We start from the raw sequence: 20,730 nt of genomic DNA, 5'->3' as shown, positions 1-20,730 counted from the left end.
ATCGGGGGAACCCAATGGAAATGACCAAGACCACCCGCACCGGCGGGCAGGTGCTCATTGATGCACTCCGGATTCACGGTGTCGAACGCGCGTTCTGCGTCCCGGGTGAGAGTTATCTTGCGGCACTCGACGCCCTTCATGATGCAGGCGACGATATCGAACTGATCGTCTGCAGACAGGAAGGCGGCGCTGCCTATATGGCCGAAGCCTATGGCAAGATGACGGGCAAGCCGGGCATCTGCTTCGTGACCCGAGGTCCTGGCGCAACGAACGCCTCCATTGGCGTCCATACCGCCTTCCAGGATTCGACCCCCATGATCCTGTTTATCGGGCAGGTCGCGCGGGATCAGATGGAGCGCGAGGCGTTCCAGGAAATCGATTATCGCCGGATGTTCGGCCAGATGTCCAAGTGGGTGGTCGAGATCGAAGACGCCGCGCGCATCCCCGAACTGATCAGCCAGGCCTTCCACCGCGCTGTCAATGGACGCCCGGGTCCTGTCGTGGTCGCGCTTCCCGAGGACATGCTGACGGACCGGGTCGATGTCGCCGATGTTCCCCACTACAAGAAGGTCGAGACCTATCCCGGCGATGAGGAACTCGCCGAGCTGCGCCGTCTTCTCGAAACAGTGAAGCGCCCAATGGTCGTCGCCGGCGGCGGCGGCTGGACGGGCAAGGCAGTCGAACAGCTGCGTCAATTCTCCGAAGCATTCTCGCTTCCCGTCGCTGCCTCGTTCCGATGCCAGGACCTGTTCGACAACACCCATCCCAACTACGCGGGCGACCTCGGCCTGGCGGCGGGACCCAAACTGATCCAGCATATGAAGGACTGCGATCTGCTGATTTCGGTCGGCGCACGGCTCGGAGAGATGACGACCGGGGCCTACACTCTGATCGATATCCCCGTTCCGAAGCAGACATTGGTGCACATCCATTCCGGCGCTGAAGAGCTCGGTCGTGTCTACCATGCGACCTTGCCGATCAATGCGACGCCCGTCGGGTTTCTTTCGAAGGCGCCCAAGCTCGCGCCTCTGGAGAAACCGTCATGGGCGGAATGGACCGCAAAAGCCCACGGAGACTATCTTGAGAACCTGAAGCATCCTATTGTCCCCGGCCCGGTGCAAATGGGCGATGTGATGGAATGGCTCCGGTCGCATCTTCCGGCCGACGCGATCCTGACGACGGGTGCGGGCAACTACTCCGCCTGGGCGCATCGGTTCTATCAATACCGGACCTTCCGCACCCAGCTGGGACCGACCAACGGTTCGATGGGCTACGGTGTTCCGGCCGCCATCGCCGCCAAACTGACCAATCGCGACCGCACCGTGGTGGCGTTCGCAGGGGACGGCTGCTTCCTGATGAACGGCCAGGAAATTGCGACGGCGATGCAGTACGACGCCCGCGTGATCTTCCTCGTTATCAATAATGGCATGTATGGCACGATCCGGATGCATCAGGAGCGAAGCTATCCCGGTCGCGTCTCCGGCACGATGTTGACAAACCCTGATTTCGCGTCGATGGCGAGATCCTATGGTCTTCACGGCGAGACCGTGGAGTCGACCGAGGTGTTTGCGGCCGCGTTCGAGCGGAGCGAAGCGTCAGGTAAGCCCGCGCTGATCGAGATCAGGATTGACCCGGAGGCGCTGACGCCAAAGATGAGCTTGTCGCAGATTCGTGAGCACGCGAAAGCACAAGGAAAATAATGGCGACAGGCTCGTTCCCGGCCCGCCTCGAAGCCATATCGGGCGGCGGCCAGACCGTCGAGAGGCGAGACTGTCGCATTACTAAATAGCCGCTACAATGATGATGTCGCATAAGGTTTGTTATGGAACTGAAATCAACTTGACTTTTGAGTATGCTTCTACCGGCCTTTACACCAGCCTGCGACCAGCAACCAGAGAGCCATGTATATTGAATTCATCAGCGACACGCTCAAATCACGCCTAGGCCGGACGCAAATCACCCGACCAGCTCTATTCCGCTCACGCCCACGGCCATCAGACATTTCATAGCTGGTGGCCGTGATCGCCAGCGTGTCTTCCCGCCTGATGAAGCCTCGCTTGGGATGCGGCATTGTGGTCTTAACTGAAATCACCATGCCAGCCTCTAGCGGATGACCGTCATCGATGCCCGCCTCGTCCATCAGCCGGTCGAGCCTGGCCGGTCAGCTGCCGGCCGGAATGATGCGGAAGTCCGGCAGATCTCGCAACATGCGCTCCGGCCCGGCGGGCGAATAAACCACGAAGAGCTGCATCGGGCCTGGCCCGCTGTTCAAGGTCGAGTGGAAACGGCTCTCCGGAACGAAAATTGTACAGCCGGGCCCAACCTGCTGGACAACCGGATGGCCCTTCTCATCTTCCACCATCTGCTCACCGGTGCCGGAAATCACGTAGATGATCTCCTCGGAGCCCGGATGGTTATGGCGTGTGTGGCCTCGGCCGCTCGGCAGGTCCACGACGCCGCCGGAAAAGGTCTTGGCGCCGTTCACCTCCGGTCCAACGGTGAGCGACAGCCGGCCCCAATCGAAGCCGAACGCGTCGACCTCCTTCGGGTAGACGAAAAATTCCTTCATATTCTTTCCTCCCAATTTCCTTGTCAGACGGTGCGGATGGCCAGCGATTTGAAATCCTCGGTCTGCTTGCGAATAGCGACTTCTGCCGGCAGGCGCTCCATCGAACTTGCGCYATAGAAGCCGTGGACGCCCTTGCAAGGCTCAAGAATATCGCGCGCATCGAGATCTGTCCGCCATGGCAGAGCACGACGATCTCGGCGCCGGCCTTGGTCATCGCGATCGCCTCGGCCTCGTTGAAGACGTAAGGCATAGTTATAAGTATCACCGCTGTGCAACAGTTCGATCGCAGATTGTTCTGGTGGCGGTGAGACCGATCAGGCCGCCRGAGATCTAGCCCTGCTCTTCGCACCGCTCCGCCTCCCTCTCGATATCTGCTGGTCGGCCAGTACGCCGATCAGGATAACCGAGCCCATCACCGCGAAGTTGAGCGAGCTCGGTATCCCCAGCAGATTGACCAGGTTTTGCAGGATCTGAAGCAAAACCGTGCCGAGAACGACGCCGATGATCGACCCTTCGCCGCCGCGCAGCGAGCAACCGCCGAGCACCGCGGCGGCAATGGCGTAGAGTTCGTAGAAATTTCCGTGTGATGAGGGCGAAATCGAGCGTGTGTACATGGCAATGAAGATCGCCGCGACGGCGGTCAGCCCGCAGCAGATCATATAGGAGACGATAACGACGCTGGAGGTTGCGATGCCGCTATAGCGGGCAGCTTCCTCATTCTTGCCGACGGCGAAGAGATATCGCCCGAGCACCGAACGATGCAGCACGACGCCCATCACCAGCGTGACGATGGCAAAGGCGATCAGGCTGTTCGGGACGCCCAGCACACGGCCGGTGGTCAGCCATTCGAGCGTGGGGAAGCTGGCGCCGAATGGAAAACCCGCAGTGGAATCGTCGGTATAGTAGCGCGCCACGCCGCGATAGATCAGCAATCCGCAGAGCGTGACGACGAATGGCTGCAGGTGCATCCTGGCGACCAGGAAGCCGTGGACCAGCCCGATCAGACAGCCGAGACCGATGACCAGGACCACTGCTATGCTCCAGTTCAGCGTGCCGAGCGCCACGAGATCGATGAAGATCACGCCGAGCAAGGCTATGATCGAGCCCACCGACAGTTCGATGCCGCCGGCGATGATCACGAATGCCTGCGCCACGGCGAAGATGCCGAACAGGCCGATCAGATTGGCGGTGTTGGCGAGATTGATCGGCGAGAGGAAGCGCGGATTGATGATCGCCACGACCGCGCCGACGACGATGATCAGGATCAGCAGCCAGAGATCTTTCCGGTTGATCATTGCACCAGTTCTCCTTCCATCGCCGTCCGTTCTGCTTCCTCGGCACCGGCTCGTCCGACGGCCAGCGCCATGATCGCAGCTTCGCCGACCTCCTGCCGGCCAAGCTCGCCGGCGATGCGGCCCTCATGCATGACCACGACCCGGTCGCTGACGCCGATCACCTCTTCCATGTCGCTGGAGATCATCAGGATACCGACGCCGGCATCCGAGAGATCGCGCATCAGCCGGTAGATCTCGCTCTTGGCCCCCACATCGACGCCGCGTGTCGGCTCGTCGAAGATGAGGACTTTTGGCGCCATCGACAGCCATTTGGCCAGCACCACCTTTTGCTGATTGCCGCCCGAAAGCGAACGAACCTCGACCTTGACGTCGGGGCAGCGGATATCGAGCGCCTGCCGCTGCTGCTCGGCCTGCAACCGCTCGGCACGCCTTTGCATCAGGCCAAAGCGGCTGAAACCAGATGCATTCGCCAGCGTGACATTCTCCGTGACCGGAAATTCGAGCACGAGACCGGAGTGCTTCCTGTCTTCAGGCACGAGATAAATGCCGTGGTGAATGGCGTCGCCCGGCGATGATATGGACACAAGCGCACCGTCGACAAGGATTTGCCCCGCCACCGGACGGTCAAGTCCGAACAGAGTGCGGGCAAACTCGGTCCGGCCGGCGCCAACCAGGCCGGCGAGGCCAACAATCTCGCCTTTGCGGACGGACAGGTCGACCTCTTCAGCCGGCCAATGTCCGGTTCTGAGTGCCCGCGCCTCCAGAATGGGATCTCGGGGTGCATTCTTGGGTGGAAGGTAAAGCGTCTTGAGGTCGCGGCCGATCATATGCCGGATCATCTCTCGTGGTTTGATGTCCCCGCCAGTCAACTCCGAGACCTGCTTGCCGTCCCGCAGCACGACCACGCGGTCGGCGACGTTCTGAACCTCGATCAATCGATGCGAAATGAAGATGACGCTCACGCCATCGGCTTTCAATCGTCGGATGGTCGCCAAGAGCCTCTCGGTCTCGGCTGCCGTGAGGCTCGACGTGGGCTCATCCATGATGATCAGCCTGGCCTTGAGCGATAAGGCCTTGGCGATTTCGACCAGCTGCATTTCCGCCAGCGAAAGCTCGGCCAATGCCGTCTGCGGCGCGAAATCCGCGCCCAGCTGGCTGAGCAGCGGACGTGCCATCGCCGTCATCTTCTCTTCGTCGACCAACCAGCGCCAAGCGCGCCGGCGTGGCTCCCTGCCGATGAAGATATTGGCCGCGACGGTCAGATTGTCGAACAGGTTGAGTTCCTGATGCACGAAAGCGATGCCGGCCGCCATCGACCGGGCGACAGTCAGCCGCTCCAGCCGGTCGCCCGCGACCACCAGATGGCCGCGGGTCGGTGCGACCACCCCGCCCAATATCTTCATCAGCGTCGACTTGCCGGCGCCATTTTCACCGACAAGGCCGAGAACTTCGCCCGCTGCCACCGACAGGCTGACCCGATCGAGCGCAACCACGCCTGGATAGTCTTTTCCAATTTCAATGATGTCGATGAAAGGCTGCGTCATTCGTCGATATGAATCCACCCCCAACCATAGCTGCAACATACACGAGATACAGGCCGACGGGAGGTGTTGCCGGCCTGTATCCTCCGAGGTCTCAGCCGCCGTTGACGCGCGACTTCAGTTCGGCCTCGAATGCGTCGACATTGGCCTTGTCGATGATCTGTGTGGGCACGATCACCAGCTTGCTGTCCGGAACCACCGACTTGTCGCCTTCGAGATATTTGGCCATCAATTTCATGCCCTGATATCCCCATTCGAACGGTTGCTGCACGACCGTGCCGGCGATCGTCCCCTCGCGAACGCCACCCAGGGTGATCGGGTCCTCGTCGAAGGCGATCACGGTGATCTGGCCGAGCTTGCCTGCTTCCTTGAGCACTTCGTAGATGCGCGGCGGATTATAGGAATAGAAGCCGACCATGCAGTTGATGTCGGGATTGGCGGCAAGCGTGTCCTCGACATTGCGTTTGGCTCTCGTCTGGTCGATATCGTCGCCGCGAACGTCGATCAACTCGACCTTCGAACCGGCGATGACCGACTTCATGCCCTCGATACGCTCGCGGGCATTGTCGGCGCCCGGCAGCCCGACGAAGCCCATGCATTTGCCGCCGTTCGGGAGTGCCTTGAGGGCGATTTGCCCCGCCTGCTTGCCGGCATCGGTATTGGACGAGCCGATATAGGCGATGCGGTTGGTGGCGGGCGCATCGGAGTCGGTGGTGAACAGCGGCACCTGCTTGCCGATCTCGTTGAGTGCCTCGGTCGACGATTTCGGATCGACGGCGCTGACCATGATCGCCGAGACGCCGGCTGCGACCAGGTCGTTCATCAGGCGTTGCTGGACGGCAGCGGCAGCCTGCTCAGGATATTTGAACTCCAGTTCGTAATTCGGCAGTTCCTTCTGCGCCTTGCGCACGCCCGCCTCGGCAAGCTTCCAAAAATCGGATGCGCCGTTGACGACAAAAACCAGTTGCTTCTTGTCTTCGGCATGCGCGCCGGTGACCGCAAATGCTGCGGTGAGCAACAACGCCGGAAGTGTCAGTTTCATCTTCATCTGTTCCTCCATCCACTTGATTGTCGTTGAACATGGTCAAAGCGCCGCCGTGCCCCCACTTCGCGGGTGGGCCAGCATTGCTGAATGCCTGAAGAGATGGAGCCGGCTCTGTGTTGGCAGAGCCGGCCTGCCTGTCAGCCGCCGATGCAGTTGCCGGCATTGTCCTGCGTGCATTCGTCCAGGCCGGTATAGATGATCGGCTCGACGGCCTTGCCGTTGATCAGGTCGAGCATCACGCTCGGCGCGCGGTAGCCCATTTCAAACGGCCGCTGTCCCACCTGTACGTCGCTTCGGCCAGCCTTGAGCGCGTCCATTTGCGGTGGCAGCGTGTCGCCGGCGACGATGACGAGCTGCTTGGACTTCAGCTTGTCCATCACCTGATCGGTCACCTGCGCATAGGCCTGCGGCGCGAACTGCGCCCAGCCGCCGATCAGCATGAAGGCGGTGAGATCAGGATGCGCCGTGAATGTGTCGGCCATCTGCTGGTTGGCGAGATCGATCTGGTCATTGGTGAAGACGGGGCATCCGTCGATCTCGGTCCATCCGCCCTCGCCTTTCAGGCGCTCGACGCCCTTCGTACCGGAGAGCGTATCGCGCGTGCCGGCGGCTCGGGCGTTGATATTGGCGGCAGCGACATTGCCGAGCTGCAGGCAGACGGTGCCGCCTTCCGGCTTCAGCTTCTTGAGATGTTCGGCGAACTTGACGCCCATCAGATAGTTGTCCGTGCCGAGATAGGTCTTGCGCAGCCCGGCATCGCCGGCCGCGAGATCCGCGTCGATGGTCATGACGGGGATCTTGGGATTGACCTTCTTGAGAAGGTTGGCCATCAGCGGCGCGTTCGACGGCGAAATGGCGATCGCCGCTATGTCAGGCTTGTTGAGCAGATCTTCGACGATCTGGACTTCGCCGGCTTCATCGGCGCTCGATGCAGGACCGGTATAGAGGCATTTATAGCCGGAACTTGCATTCTCCTTGTTCCATTTCTGGCAGCCGAGATTGATCTGTTCGAAGAACGGGTTGTCCAGACCCTTGACGACGATCGCCAAAGTCTTGTCGGCAGCGAGCGCCGTGGACGAAAGCAATGTGAGCGCGGCAATTGCAAGCGTGGCAGTCAGTAACTTCCTCATGAATTCCTCCCAAAATTCGAGTGACGTTGATGCACTTCCCCCCGGAAAGGTCCGGGCTTCAACCTGGATACCAGACGCGCCTGGCATCGCCGGGCGGGCGCTGGTAAGTCCAGGAAGCTTCGATCAGCCGCGCGGTGTCGTAGACGGGTCGCCAGCCGAGCTCGGCCTTGGCCCGCGTATTGTCCAACCAGTTGCTGACATAGTTGCTGCCGATATCGATCGAGGGCAGGCCGCGGCTGCGGGCAAGATAATCCGCGACCACAGCATAATTCACCGGCTCGTCCATCGCGATATTATAGAGCCGCTGGCGGGCCTCGCGCGCTTCGAGCGCCTTCAGGACGGCAGCGACGAGATCGTCGACATGGACGAAATTGCGGTTGATCGGCGCTCCGGACGCATCCCGGAGCAACGGCACCGTACCGTTCGCCCGACAGGTCTCGGCCTGCTCCGGAGACACCATCGATGACCAATCCGGGCCGCCGAACCTGTCGGGACCAAAGGACAGGCTTGCCTTGAAATCGTCCTTCTCCATGATCCAGGGCGCCCTCAGGCAGCACCAGTCGACGCCGTATTGGATGCCGAACTGCTGGACCATCACCTCTTCGAGAACCTTGGAGAGTGCATAGCAGCCGGGATAGGCCATATAGGGCGCATCTTCGGTGATCGGCGCCGGATGCCGGTGAAAGAAGTGACCGAGGGCCGCGTCCCCGCCGATCAGCACGAAACGGCGGGCCGAGGCACTCGACCGAAACTCTTCAAGCAGCCAGAACAGACCTTTGACCGTGACGTCCATGACCGTTTCCGGAATTTCCTTGCAGGTCGCCAGATGCACGACATGAGTCACGCCCTGAACAGCCTGCCGGCATATCTCGCGATCGGCGATCGAGCCGTGGATCACCGACAGCCGGCTTGCCGCCGGCAAGCTGCGATTGTGGCAGAGAGCCCGGATCTCGGTTTCGGCATGCGCTGGGTCCGACAGGACAGCCGAAATCAACGCCTGCCCGACCTTGCCGGTCGCGCCGGTTACCAGCACGCGCATTCGTCCTCCCCCAAACAGCTCAATAAGCTGTCTAATCATATAATATTATTTGTCTGATAAATCATTTTATATGTCTTGTCCAGCTATTGACGAGCCGGGATATTTGCGTCCAAACTTGCATGCGAAGGGGAGGAATTGATGCCGGTACTGAGATTGGAGGGGATTTCCAAGCATTTTGGCGCCATCCAGGCGCTCAGCAATTTTTCCATGTCGATCGAAAAGGGCGAAGTCGTGGGCCTCATGGGCGACAATGGCGCCGGCAAGTCCACACTCGTAAAGGTCGTCGCCGGCAACTTCCGCCCCTCGCACGGCCGCATCTACATCAGGGATCGGGAGGTGCAGTTCCACCGCCCGATCGAGGCGCGCGAGAACGGCGTCGAGATCGTCTACCAGGATCTCGCGCTCTGCGACAACCTGACGGCTGCCGTGAATGTCTTTCTCGGCCGGGAAATGACCCGCCGCTTCGGCCCATTCAGGATCATGGACTACCGTGGCATGAACGCTGTGGCCGCTCGGCTATTCAAGGAACTCAAATCCGAAACACGCCCGAAAGACCTGGTCAAGGACATGTCCGGCGGCCAGCGCCAGGCGGTGGCGATTGCCCGGACACGGCTTTCATCCGCCGATATCGTGTTGATGGACGAACCGACAGCGGCAATATCGGTGCGGCAGGTGGCGGAAGTCCTGAACCTTATTTCCGAATTGAAGCGGCAGGGCGTGGCCGTTGTCCTGATCAGCCACCGCATGCCGGACGTCTTTTCGGTCGCCGACCGGATCGTCGTCCTGCGGCGCGGCAACAAAGTCGCGGACAAGCGCACGGGTGAGACATCGCCCGAGGAAATCACCGGCCTGATCACCGGTGCGATAGAGCAGGCCTGAGGGAGCGCGCTAATGGCAATCGAAATCGAAAAGGCCATAGACAGGCAGACGCATACACCGCTTTCGCTCTTGCTCTCCAAACCGGAATTCTGGGTCTTCGTCGCCGCTCTCCTGGCCTGCATCATGCTGAGCCTGCTGACCGACACGTTCGCGACCTCGCACAACCTTTTCAATGTGACCCGTAACTTCGCCTTTGTCGGCATTATCGCGCTTGGCATGACAGTGGTGATCATTTCAGCGGGTATCGACCTTTCGGTCGGCTCGGTGCTCTGCCTGTCGGCAATGATCCTGGCACTCTCGTTGAATGCGGGCTATTCCCTGTGGCTGTCGATCATCGCCGCTCTCGCCGCCGCACTCTTCGTCGGCGCCGTCAACGGCATGCTGATCGCCTATGTCCGCATTCCACCCTTTGTCGTCACGCTCGGCATGCTGTCGGTCGCCCGCAGCGCCGCCATGGTCTTGTCGCAAAACAAGATGATCTATCAGTTCGGTCCGGACCAAGACGAATTCTTCTGGCTCGGCGGCGGTTCCACCTTCGGGATCGCCAATCCGGTTTTAGCGCTGGTCATTCTCGCGGTGCTGACCGGGCTGGCGCTCAAATGGACGCGCTGGGGCGCGCATATCTTTGCCATCGGCAGCAACGAGAAGGCGGCGGTGCTGACCGGCATCGCGGTCCGGCGGACGAAGATCAGCGTCTATATGTTTTCGGCCCTGTTTGCCGGGATTGCCGGTGTTCTGGAGGCCGGCTGGCTTGGCGGGGTCACCACAAATCTCGGTCAATCGATGGAACTCAGCGTGATTGCGGCGGCTGTCATCGGCGGCGCAAATCTGATGGGTGGCGCGGGAACGGTGTTCGGCTCCGTCGTCGGCGCCGCGCTCATCGAGATCATCCGTAACAGCTTGACTCTTTTGGGAATAAGTACATTTTGGCAGGGAGCATTTGTCGGGAGCTTCATTGTCATGGCAGTTGCCTTCGATCGAATTCGCGCCAATCGCGAATCTGACTCCTAACCTTTCGTCTGGAAATAGAATGCGTAATGTGAAGCCCACAGCGCCTGCGGGAAGGCGGGGCGAAATGCCTGGCGGTGAATCGGTCATATCAAGCAGGTCTCTATCCGGAAAATTCCTGATCAGTTCGAGCGTCCACACGTCGGTTGCCAATGAGATCGGTTCGCGGATCGTGCGCGGCGATTTTCCTCCAGCAACCTATCTGCCGAACGAAACGCAATGGGCTGACTATTTCGGGGTGAGCCGGACAGCGGTTCGCGAAGCGATCAAGATGCTGATGGCCAAGGGGCTGCTAAGCTCACGGCCCAAGCTAGGCACGTGGGTCACGGCCCGCGAGAGCTGGAATCTGCTCGACCGCGACGTCCTGAGTTGGTACGCGGCCTCGCCCGACTCGGCCTCTTTCCTGCGCGAGGTGCAGGAATTTCGCTACATCATCGAGCCGGAAGCCGCAGCACTTGCAGCCGAACGTCGCTCGGCCGAGCAGATGCAGGAAATCAGCGAAGCCGCACGCGACATGGGCATTGCACCGACACTCTCGGAGCGGACGCGGGCCGATACGCGCTTTCACCTGGCTATCCTCAAAGCGAGCGGCAACGAGTTGCTGATCCCACTCGGAACGCTCATCGAGTCCGCATTGAACACCTTGTTCGTATTTGTGACGCGGGAAGCCAATAGCCTGAGGCATGCACAGGGCCTGCACGAGGCCATCGAAGAAAAGATCAGACTGCGTCAGCCGGACGAGGCGCGTAAAGCTGTCCGCAACCTGCTTGCGAATACGGATGAAATGATCGGCCGCAAGCGACCTTCGTGACGGACAGGAGTCTCGCGCATAAAAGAATCCGCGCCGTAGCCTCGATGATCCTGCTTGATCGCCCTGAAAGGAACGGAACTCACGACCCTTTGCTGTGCCACGACTGAGTCCAAGGAAATCAGCACCTTCGCGATCGAGCTGATGTCCACGATAAGTTTGCTCTTGACATTGGTCAGCAATTGAACATGATCACATCTGCGCGATGTGGCGCAAGAAAACCTAGGCGACGTAGTCGGAACACCTGTTCGGATGACGGCGCTTTTTTTATGTCTGTTGGTGTTCTGCCTATTCGCTCAAGCGAAGGGGAACACTATGAAAAAACGACTGCTCTCACTGTCCTTTGCGGGATTGTCGGCGTTTTTCGCGGGCACAGCATTCGCCGAAACCAAGATCGGCGCCATTTTCGACCTCACCGGCGGCCTCAACATCTACGGCATTCAGCAGATGAACGCGCTGAAGCTTGCCGTCGAAGATATCAACGCCAAGGGCGGCCTGCTCGGCGCGCCGATCTCCGTCGCGTCCTATGACGCCCAGTCGGAGCAGAGCAAATATATCCAGTATGCCAACACCGCCCTGATGAGCGACAAGGTCGACGCGCTGTTTGCGGGCCTGACAAGCTCGTCGCGCGAAGCCATTCGGCCGATCGTGCGCAGAGCCAATATTCCCTATTTCTACGCCTCGCTCTATGAAGGCGGCGCCTGCGACAAGCAGACTTTCGTCACCGGTCCGTCCGCATCGCAGCAACTTTCCGTGCTGATCGACTGGGCCGTCAAGAAATATGGCAAGAAGATCTATATCATGGCGCCGGACTATAATTTCGGCACCATTTCCGCCCACTGGGTGCAGGAATATGCGGCGTCGATGGGCGCCGAAGTCGTCGGCGAGGATTTTCTCGCACTGACGGTCACCGACTACGCTCCGACGATCCAGAAAATCCAGGCCGCCAAGCCCAATTTCGTCGTCGCGCTGCCGGTCGGCGCCAATCAGACGGGCTTCCTCGAGCAGTTCGCGGCCGCCGGCCTGAAAGACAGCATCGGCGTCGTATCGACGAATTACGGTTCGGGCAATCAGCAGGTCGTCGTCTCGCCCGAAGCCGGCAAGGGGCTGATCGCGAGCCAGGGTTATTTCATGGTGGTCGACAACCCCGTCAATGCGCAATTCGTCAAGCTCTGGACCGCCAAATACGGCTCCGATACGCCGATCGTGTCCGAAGCCGTGGATGTCTGGAACGCAGTCCATCTCTGGGCCGAGGCCGTGCAGAAGGCCGGCACTTCGAAATCTGTCGGCGTCATTGCCGCGCTTGAAAGCGGTTTGACCTTTGACGCACCGAACGGAAAGGTCACGCTGGAGCCCGGATCGCATCACCTGCGACAGAACATCTACATCGCCGAAGGCGACGACAAGCACAGTTTCAAGATCGTCGAGACCTTCGAGGATACGCCTCCGCTCTACGAGAACGACAAATGCGATCTCGTCGCGAATCCCACCCTCGCCAAGCATTTTTCGCCCGAAGCCGAATGACTTAAGCGCGCGCCCTGCCCGGGCGCGCCGTTCCGGAGGTTCTTATGCAAGTTGACTATCTGGCGACTGTGCTTCTTTCGTCGCTTTCCAGCGCATCGATCCTGCTGATTGCCACGATCGGGCTTGCCGTCGTTTTCGGGCTCATGGGCGTGATCAACCTCGCACATGGCGAATTCCTGATGATCGGCGCCTACGCGGCCCTGTCTGTGACGCAGATGGGCGCGCCCTATCTCCTGTCCATCCCCGTTGCCGTCGTCGTGACCATGGCGATCGGTGCGCTGGTCGAAGTGCTGATCATCAGTCGTCTCTACGGACGGATTTTCGATACCATGCTCGCGACCTGGGGCCTGAGCATGGTGTTCTATCAGCTCGCCGTCCTGATTTTCGGTACTGTGACGCCGGGCATCGGCATGCCGCCCTTGAGTCTTCGCATCGGCGACTATAGCCTTGCGGTGTACCCGCTGCTGATGATCGTCGTGGCGGCTGCCATGACCCTCTTTGTCTACCTCCTCATGACCAGGACGGCCTATGGCCGGAAAGCCCGCGCATCGATTCAGCAGCCCGACATGGCGCTGGCGATCGGCATCGAGGCGAAACGCGTCAACACGATCACCTTTGCGATCGGTTGCGGCCTCGCCGGCTTTGCCGGCGCCGTGCTCCTGCCCATCGTGCCCGCCACACCGTCCATGGGCTTCGCCTTCGTCATCAAGGCCTTCCTGACCGTGGTCGTGGCCGGACCGGTGACGCTCACGGGAAGCGTCATTGCAGCCATCGGGCTCGGGGGTGGTACGGCGATCACCGCAAGCTTCCTGACCTCGGTCGCCGGCGATGTGTTCTTCTTCCTCGTTACAGCCCTGATACTCTGGCTGTTTCCTCTCGGTATCTCCGCCAACTGGCGGCGCAAGATGTGAGGAGCGGACAGATGAACCTTTCTCAATCTTTCTTCAAACATGCCGGCATCATCTTCCCGCTTGCCGCGATCATCATGGGGCTCGGGTCGGCGGCAGTGATCGATCCCTATCTGGCCTATATCGCGACGTCCTGGGTGATCTTCGGATTGCTCGGCCTCAGCCTCGATATCGTATGGGGCCGCGGCGGCCTGCTCAGCCTCGGGCAAACGGCCTTTTATGGTCTCGGCGGCTATTTTGGCAGCGTCGTCGCGATCAATCTCCTTCCAGTCACGGGTGGGTCGGTGATATGGGCCATGCTCGCCGGCGCAATCTTCGGGGCCTTGGCCTCGGCGGTCCTGGGCGGTATCATTTTCTTCGCGAAAATGGGGCCGCTGCAGAGCACCATCCTGTCCTACACGCTGACCTTGCTGCTCTGGTCGCTCACGCAATCCCTGACGTTCAAGACCGGGGCAGCGGAAATCGGCGGCGACAACGGGCTTTCGAACATTCCCGGCTATGTGCTCGCCTTCCAGCCCGGCGCCGACGCGCTCGGACCGGCACAGGGACTCGTTCTTGTGATCGTGGTCTCGGCCCTCGTCTATTTCCTGAGCCGCTGGCTGATGAGGGGGACCTTCGGCAAGGTGATCGATTGCATCCGCATCGACGCGCAGAAGACCGAGCTTCTCGGCTACGATATCCGTAAATACCAGCTTGCGAACTTTGCTTATGCCGGCGCGGTTGCCGGCCTCGCCGGAGCACTGTTCGGTGCCTGGTCGAACTATCTCAGTCCCTCGATCTTTTCCGTTCAGGAGGCGCTCCTCGTGCCGATCTATGTGCTCGTCGGCGGCCTCGGCACGCTCGCCGGCGCCTTTGTCGGCGCGCTTGCGATCGGTGGCCTGTCCTACTGGCTCGGCGGTGGCGCGGTGAGTGGCCAGACCACGCTTATCCTCGGCGCTGTGCTGATCGTCCTGGTGCTCTTCCTGCAAAACGGTCTGGTCGGCACGATCGGCAATCTCTGGCGCCGCAGGCTTCCCGATCCCAACGACGCTGCACGGAATTGCAGGCCCGTCATTATCGACGAAAAGGTGCTGGATGGCATTCTCGAAGATGCCGCCCGCCGCGCAGGTCCTGCCAAGCGGCTCACGACCACCGATGTGCTCAAGCGCTTCGGCGGCATCGTTCCCGTCAATCGCGTCACAAGAAGCTTTGAGCCTGGCCGGCCCTATTCGCTGATCGGACCGAATGGTGCGGGCAAGAGCTCTTATCTCAAGACCTGCGTGGGCATCTATGGCCCCGATGCCGGCCGGATCGAGATGGGCGGCGGCGACGTCACCAGAAAGGCGATCTTCGCCCGCGTACGGGACGGCATGGGCGTGAAGAACCAGAAGCCGCAAGTCTTCGGCGCGCTGACGGTACATGAGAATCTTTGGATCGCCGCTTATGCGACGACGCGGGATTCGAAAGCCGCCGACCAAGTCAGCGGCAAAATCATGGAGATGCTCGGGCTTCCGGAACAGGCCGCTGTCCAGGCCTCGGCGCTGTCGCACGGCCAGCAGCAATGGCTCGACATCGGCATGGTCCTGTGCCTGGCGCCCCGCGTCGTCTTTCTGGACGAGCCGGCGGCGGGCATGACCAATGAGGAGACGCGGGAACTCTCTGTGCTCGTCCGTACGCTTGCCAGGCATATGACCGTGATCGTGGTCGAGCATGACATGGACTTCGTCCGAACTCTGGACGGCCATGTCACGGTGCTTCACCAAGGCGAGGTCTTTGCCGAAGGCGATATCGACACGCTGAGGGCAAACGAGCGCGTCCTCGATATCTATCTCGGGAGGCGTCAGCATGTTTAGCATCGTCAATGCAACCAGCGGCTACGGCAAGACGATCATTGTCCGCGATGTGTCGTTAACGGTGGGCGCCGGCGAGGTCGTCGGCCTGCTCGGCCGCAACGGCGTCGGCAAATCGACTCTGATGCGGCTTGCCACCGGGCTCCTGCCCGCCATGCAAGGCCGGGTCGAGATCGACGGGGCGGCAGCGCCGCTCTCGCCTGCCAGGCGGGCGCGGCTGGGCATCGGCTACGTCCCGCAGGGCCGCTACGTCTTCCCACGCATGACCGTCATTGAAAATATAGCCGTCGCCGCGGAGGCCAATGGCCACAACGGCAAGCGGGCAGTCGCGGAGGCGATGGAGGATTTCCCGATCCTCAAGAGGAAGGCAGACGATCTCGCCGGCGGCCTTTCCGGTGGGCAACAGCAGATCCTTGCGCTTGCCCGAGCGCTCGCGATCCAACCCCGGATTCTGCTTCTGGACGAACCCACCGAGGGTGTCCAGCCATCGATCATCGATGACATTGCCGGGATCCTCAAGCGCGTCAACAAGCAGCGCAAGATCGCCATCCTGGTTGCCGAACAGGATCTCGATTTCTGTCTTTCGATCGTGGAACGCCTCTACGTGATGGAAAAGGGTGCGATCCGCCTCGAGACGGATCGCGAGAGCTTCCGCACCAATCGCCAACTGCAGCAGGAATTGTTGGGAGTCTGACATGAACCGTCAAAACGAACTGACCGACGAGCAACTGAAAATGATCGAGGCGACGCTCAAGCGTATCCGCGGCGGGCTGAGGAAATTCACATTGCAATTGCCCGAGCCGGCACATGGCTTCGTGGCCGAGGATCGCTCATGATCACTGCGCCTCAATCCATGTCTTGCCAGATCGCAGCCTTGGCTGACGGCAGCCGGACTGCATCCTCCCTGGCCGAAGCTGCGCTTGGCCGTGCCAAGGCGTTTTCGGATCTGAACGCCTTCGTCGCCATAGACGAGCCAATTGTCATGCGACAGGCCAAGGCGGCGGACGAGCGACGGCGGCTGGGACGGCCGCTCTCCCTGATCGATGGTATTCCGATCGCGGTGAAGGACAATTATCTGACCATCGACTATCCAACCACCGCTTGCTCGAATGCCCTGCCATCCGAGCCGACGCGACAGGATGCGACCGTGGTTGCCAATCTCCGGCGCGCCGGCGCCGTGGTGTTGGGCAAGACCAATATGCACGAATGGGCCTATGGTGCGACCAACAGCACGTCGAGCTTCGGCCCGACCCGCAATCCCAACGACAAGGGCCGGATCACCGGTGGCAGCAGCGGCGGTTCGGGCGCTGCGGTGGCTGCGGGCATCGTTGCCGCAGCACTCGGAAGCGATACCGGCGGTTCCGTCCGCATTCCCTCGGCGGCCTGTGGGATCTATGGGTTCAAGCCGAGCTATGGCCGGGCGTCGCGCCATGGGATCCTGCCGCTGAGCTGGTCCCTGGATGCGCCCGGGCCGATGACGGCGATGCTCGCCGACATATCCCTGATCCTGCCGTATTTTTTCGGTCAGGATGCCCATGATCCGGCAACGCGCGGCGCGGCTCCCTTCGGAGAGGTGCCTCCCGCGGAGAGACCACGTTTGATCCATCTTGTCGGCTCCGGATTTGAGCGATCCGACGAGGTAGACGCCACGTTACGGTCGGCATTGGGTGCGTCAGATGCCTCGGTGCAAGAGCGCGCACTCGACCACATAGACAGTTATTTCGCGGCATGGGAAGCCATTCTGCATTGCGAAGCCTCGGCCTATCACATGCAGAGGAATGAGGCTGACCTAGGCGCCTATTCGACGGTCACGCGGGCACATTTGGCAGCGGGCAGCATGTTGACCGGTCTCGACCTGGTCAAGGCACAGCGCATCCGCCGTCATCTCGTGGAAACGCTGACGAAAACTCTCGGGGATTGGGATGCGCTTGTCCTGCCGACGCTGCCCGTGGTGGCTCCGCGGGAAGGAGAGGACTGGCAGGAATTCTCCGGCCGTCGGGTCACGACGCAGGACAGCATGACATGGTTCTGCTGGATCGGAAATCTCGCGGGCTTTCCCTGCATTTCGATTCCAATCCCGCGCGCGCGCGGTCTGATGCCCGTCGGCATGATGTTGATGGGCAGGCCTGGCAAGGACGAGGCCCTTCTCGCCGTCGCCGAATGGATCGACAAGAAACTCGAACGAAAGGCCTAGGGATCAAGACAATGGAGACAATCAAAGTCGGCGTCCTGTTTTCACAAAGTGGCCCGATGGCGGTCAGCGAAAACGCGCATCTGCAAGGCATTCTTCTTGCCTGCGAGGAGATCAATTCAGCCGGGGGAGCCGGCGGACGGATGATCGAGCCGATCATTCTCGATCCAGCCGGCAGCGATCAGCGCTATGCGCAACTCGCAACCGAACTCCTGCTGAAGCACCGCGTCGATGCGATCTTCGGATGTTGCCTCTCGACCAGCCGCAAAGCCGTCCTGCCGGTCGTCGAGCGCTTCAATGGCATCCTGTTCTATCCGTCCGTCTACGAAGGCTTCGAATATTCGCCCAATGTGATCTATGGCGGCGCGGTGCCGAACCAGGTCATCGTGCCCTTGCTCGAATATGTCTTCGCGAACTGCGGCGAGCACATCGCGCTCATCGGCTCCGACACGCTTTACGCCCGGGAAATCAATCGTATCGTGATGGAATTCGTCGCCGACAGCGGCGGCAGGATCATGGGGCCGAAATATTTTGAGTTCGGCACGCTGCCGGGAGAGTTCGCCCCATTCCTGCAATCGATCAAAGACCAAGGCGTCCACGCCATCATTTCAACGACGGTCGGGGACGAGAGCGTGCGGCTCTACGAGTGTCATGCACAGCTTGATGACGGAGGGATGCCGCCCATCGCATCGCTCACGACCACCGAATCCGAGCTCGCCAGGATGTCGGCCGCCGCCCGGAAAGGACACCTGTCGGTCCTGCCCTATTTCGGTACACTCGATCTGCCCGACAACAGGACGTTCCGGGACAGCTTCGCCCGGCGCTTCGGCGAGCGCTGCTGCCCGGGCGTATATTCGGAGGTCTGTTACACGCAATTGCATGTCTACGCCGAGGCCGTGGCCCGATTAGGCACGACAGACAGCCAGGCCGTACTTGCGGCCCTCCCCGAAATCGTGTTCAAAAGCCCGGGCGGCGAGGCGATGTTGGACGCGGACACGAACCATTTTCTGCTGCGGCCGCTGGTCGGCTTGTCGAACGAGGACGGCGCGTTCGAAGTGGTCTGGCGCGGTCCGCACCTGGTGAGAGCCGACCCCTATCTGGTTGCCTATGACCGATCGATTGGCCAGCGTGTTCCGGTATGAACGACAGTCTTCAAGTGGATAATGGAAGCCTGCTGCGGCAATTGCGCCGCGTGCGGATGCTCGTCATTCACCCTGAAGATTCCGAACGCGAGATCCTGCTCGCGCATCTCAAGCGCGTCGGCTGCACGGTCGAGTGTCGTTGGCCTCCGCCGGATAGCCTGCCCGACAATATTGACGTGGTTCTGTTTCTCCTCAACCGCAACCAGGGCGACCGATCGCTGTCGTGGATGTCGAGCGCACAGGCGATCGCCCGCATTGCCATCATCGCCTTCGAAACGCCGGAAATCCTGGGGGAATTGCAGCGCGTCAACGCGCATGGCGTGATCTCGAAACCCATTCGTATCTTCGGCATATTGGCAGCCCTGACGACAGCGATCGGCCTCGCCAACCACGAAAATCGGCTGAAGCAGCGTATCCGCAACCTGGATGAGACACTCAAGTCCCGTCGTATCGTCGAAAAGGCGGTCGCCATATTGTGCGAGACGCGCCAGATATCGGAAGACGAGGCCTATCGGCGGCTGCGGGACAAGGCGCAGAATTCGAACGTGACGATCGCATCCGTGGCAGCTGCGGTCATCGCGTCGAGTGGCGTCTGATCGTCAGGGACGTCGATTTTTGTCGCTTCTCCCCTCTCCTCTTCGAGGAAAAATCTGTGGTCGATTCAGGCTTCGTTTACCGGATGGCCTTAGCAGGCCACGCCCGGCATTGATGCCGGCAGAGAATCCGAACTCAAGAGTGCCATGAAACCCCAAACAACATCGTCTCTTCATTTCCAGCGCAAGATTTCCGACTTCTGCGATGTGCGCATCGCACCGATCGTGTCCAGGCGAGCGTTGGAGAATATCAGGCCGTACCTCACCAGCTTGGTCATCTATCGCAAGCACCCACCCATGCGAACGGGCCGCATCGATTGGCAATCCGTTTCCGATGCATGCGGCCTCGATGGCGAGTTGACAGCAGGACTCAAGATGAATCTGCAAGCCGGCCTCGAAGCAATCACGCGCTGGATCGACAGCGAGCGCTCCAAAGAGGTTGAGCGTTCGCCATCGGCCAGGAAAGCCAGATCGCCAGCCGGTGCATCTCACCTGCCCATCGCGAAGAAGAAAACGTCATCTCAAACGCGGGCGGCGGTGGCGTTTCTCCCAGCGCCTGCACATTTCATTTCCCCCGCGCTTTTGCCTGTTCGCGTATCTGCGACAGGCTCATCTTCGGCGTGAGAGCCTCGGGATCGATCCGGATCTCGATGAGAGCGGGCTTTCCCGAGGCCTGGGCGCGTTCGAAGGCGGGGGCGAATTGATCGGTTGCCTCCACGGTTTCGCCATGCAGTCCATAGGACCTGGCCAGCGATGCGAAATCGGGATTGGTGAGCATCGTGCCCGACACACGGCCCGGATAGTTCCGCTCCTGGTGCATCCGGATCGTGCCATACATGCCGTTGTTGATGACGAGGAAGATCACGCGGGCGTCGTATTGCATCGCTGTCGCGATTTCCTGCCCGTTCATGAGGAAGCAGCCGTCGCCGGCGAAGGCAACGACGGTACGGTCGCGGTCGGTGAGCTTGGCGGCGATCGCCGCGGGCACGCCATAGCCCATCGAGCCGTTCGTTGGTCCGAGCTGGGTGCGGAATGTGCGATACTGGTAGAAGCGATGCGCCCAGGCCGAATAGTTGCCGGCGCCGGTCGTCAGGATCGCGTCCGCCGGAAGGTGGGATCGCAGCCACGCCATGACGTCGCCCATCTGGACGCTGAAATGAACGCTATGAAACTTGGGGCTGACCACTGTGAGACGCAATACGCGCCCGGGACACAGAAGCGGCGGAACG

The 20,730-nt window shown here is 60.7% G+C and carries 19 protein-coding genes and 3 pseudogenes; 13 read left to right on the top strand and 9 right to left on the bottom strand.

Going from position 1 to position 20,730, the window contains the following annotated elements:
• Positions 1–14 precede the first annotated feature (14 nt).
• Complete coding sequence (locus tag AC1DYF_RS28470) at positions 15–1,700, top strand: thiamine pyrophosphate-binding protein (RefSeq protein WP_477880711.1); 1,686 nt, start codon at positions 15–17, stop codon at positions 1,698–1,700.
• A gap of 263 nt (positions 1,701–1,963) precedes the next feature.
• Here AC1DYF_RS28470 and AC1DYF_RS28465 read toward each other — a convergent pair.
• The 8 genes and pseudogenes from AC1DYF_RS28465 to AC1DYF_RS28430 all read right to left on the bottom strand — a co-directional run.
• Positions 1,964–2,128: pseudogene (locus tag AC1DYF_RS28465) on the bottom strand (M24 family metallopeptidase); the annotation flags it as partial.
• Positions 2,129–2,161: 33 nt separating this feature from the next.
• Positions 2,162–2,569, bottom strand: a complete 408-nt coding sequence (locus tag AC1DYF_RS28460) for a cupin domain-containing protein (RefSeq protein WP_477880709.1) — start codon at positions 2,567–2,569, stop codon at positions 2,162–2,164.
• A gap of 23 nt (positions 2,570–2,592) precedes the next feature.
• Positions 2,593–2,828: pseudogene (locus tag AC1DYF_RS28455) on the bottom strand (phosphoenolpyruvate hydrolase family protein); the annotation flags it as partial.
• A gap of 55 nt (positions 2,829–2,883) precedes the next feature.
• Entirely contained in the window at positions 2,884–3,861 is a 978-nt protein-coding gene (locus tag AC1DYF_RS28450) for an ABC transporter permease (protein ID WP_477880743.1), read from the bottom strand.
• The gene (locus AC1DYF_RS28445; protein WP_477880707.1) at positions 3,861–5,408 is read right to left on the bottom strand and encodes a sugar ABC transporter ATP-binding protein; all 1,548 of its coding nucleotides are present in this window, start codon (positions 5,406–5,408) and stop codon (positions 3,861–3,863) included. Before AC1DYF_RS28445 ends, AC1DYF_RS28450 begins: the two co-directional genes overlap by 1 nt.
• A gap of 91 nt (positions 5,409–5,499) precedes the next feature.
• Positions 5,500–6,447: a sugar-binding protein gene (locus AC1DYF_RS28440; RefSeq protein WP_477880741.1), complete on the bottom strand. Its 948-nt coding sequence runs from the start codon at positions 6,445–6,447 to the stop codon at positions 5,500–5,502.
• 140 nt (positions 6,448–6,587) lie between these two features.
• Positions 6,588–7,580, bottom strand: a complete 993-nt coding sequence (locus AC1DYF_RS28435) for a substrate-binding domain-containing protein (protein WP_477880705.1) — start codon at positions 7,578–7,580, stop codon at positions 6,588–6,590.
• Positions 7,581–7,638: 58 nt separating this feature from the next.
• Positions 7,639–8,619 carry an NAD-dependent epimerase/dehydratase family protein gene (locus tag AC1DYF_RS28430; protein ID WP_477880703.1) on the bottom strand — a complete coding sequence of 327 codons (981 nt, stop codon included), beginning with the start codon at positions 8,617–8,619 and terminating at the stop codon, positions 7,639–7,641.
• Positions 8,620–8,757: 138 nt separating this feature from the next.
• Here AC1DYF_RS28430 and AC1DYF_RS28425 point away from each other — a divergent pair, with 138 nt between their 5' ends.
• The 12 genes from AC1DYF_RS28425 (at position 8,758) to AC1DYF_RS28370 (ending at position 20,125) form a co-directional block, all read left to right on the top strand.
• Entirely contained in the window at positions 8,758–9,498 is a 741-nt protein-coding gene (locus AC1DYF_RS28425) for an ATP-binding cassette domain-containing protein (protein ID WP_477880701.1), read from the top strand.
• A gap of 12 nt (positions 9,499–9,510) precedes the next feature.
• Entirely contained in the window at positions 9,511–10,509 is a 999-nt protein-coding gene (locus tag AC1DYF_RS28420) for an ABC transporter permease (RefSeq protein ID WP_477880699.1), read from the top strand.
• A 19-nt stretch (positions 10,510–10,528) separates the two neighbouring features.
• Positions 10,529–11,317 carry a FadR/GntR family transcriptional regulator gene (locus AC1DYF_RS28415; protein ID WP_477880697.1) on the top strand — a complete coding sequence of 263 codons (789 nt, stop codon included), beginning with the start codon at positions 10,529–10,531 and terminating at the stop codon, positions 11,315–11,317.
• 312 nt (positions 11,318–11,629) lie between these two features.
• On the top strand, positions 11,630–12,838 hold the full coding sequence (locus tag AC1DYF_RS28410; protein ID WP_477880695.1) for an urea ABC transporter substrate-binding protein: 1,209 nt from the start codon (positions 11,630–11,632) through the stop codon (positions 12,836–12,838).
• Positions 12,839–12,882: 44 nt separating this feature from the next.
• Complete coding sequence (locus AC1DYF_RS28405) at positions 12,883–13,749, top strand: ABC transporter permease subunit (RefSeq protein WP_477880693.1); 867 nt, start codon at positions 12,883–12,885, stop codon at positions 13,747–13,749.
• 11 nt (positions 13,750–13,760) lie between these two features.
• Entirely contained in the window at positions 13,761–15,578 is a 1,818-nt protein-coding gene (locus AC1DYF_RS28400) for an ABC transporter permease subunit (protein WP_477880691.1), read from the top strand.
• Positions 15,571–16,269 carry an ABC transporter ATP-binding protein gene (locus AC1DYF_RS28395; RefSeq protein WP_477880689.1) on the top strand — a complete coding sequence of 233 codons (699 nt, stop codon included), beginning with the start codon at positions 15,571–15,573 and terminating at the stop codon, positions 16,267–16,269. The genes AC1DYF_RS28400 and AC1DYF_RS28395 overlap by 8 nt, the downstream gene beginning before the upstream one ends.
• Position 16,270: 1 nt before the next feature.
• Positions 16,271–16,411, top strand: a complete 141-nt coding sequence (locus AC1DYF_RS28390; RefSeq protein ID WP_477880687.1) for a hypothetical protein — start codon at positions 16,271–16,273, stop codon at positions 16,409–16,411.
• Positions 16,408–17,769, top strand: a complete 1,362-nt coding sequence (locus AC1DYF_RS28385; RefSeq protein WP_477880685.1) for an amidase — start codon at positions 16,408–16,410, stop codon at positions 17,767–17,769. Before AC1DYF_RS28390 ends, AC1DYF_RS28385 begins: the two co-directional genes overlap by 4 nt.
• On the top strand, positions 17,736–18,908 hold the full coding sequence (locus AC1DYF_RS28380; protein WP_477880739.1) for a transporter substrate-binding domain-containing protein: 1,173 nt from the start codon (positions 17,736–17,738) through the stop codon (positions 18,906–18,908). Before AC1DYF_RS28385 ends, AC1DYF_RS28380 begins: the two co-directional genes overlap by 34 nt.
• Before the next feature lie 14 nt (positions 18,909–18,922).
• Positions 18,923–19,504: an ANTAR domain-containing response regulator gene (locus AC1DYF_RS28375; protein ID WP_477880683.1), complete on the top strand. Its 582-nt coding sequence runs from the start codon at positions 18,923–18,925 to the stop codon at positions 19,502–19,504.
• 144 nt (positions 19,505–19,648) lie between these two features.
• Entirely contained in the window at positions 19,649–20,125 is a 477-nt protein-coding gene (locus AC1DYF_RS28370) for a hypothetical protein (RefSeq protein WP_477880681.1), read from the top strand.
• On the opposite strand, the pseudogene AC1DYF_RS28365 reads toward AC1DYF_RS28370, so the two are convergent.
• Positions 20,067–20,651 (bottom strand): annotated as a pseudogene (locus AC1DYF_RS28365) (thiamine pyrophosphate-dependent enzyme); the annotation flags it as partial. The gene AC1DYF_RS28370 and the pseudogene AC1DYF_RS28365 overlap by 59 nt on opposite strands.
• Positions 20,652–20,730: the final 79 nt, after the last annotated feature.

The organism is Rhizobium sp. P2_G9 (assembly GCF_056403475.1).
Note: the sequence above shows the minus strand (reverse complement) of the source record. Positions and strands in the feature narration are given on the sequence as shown.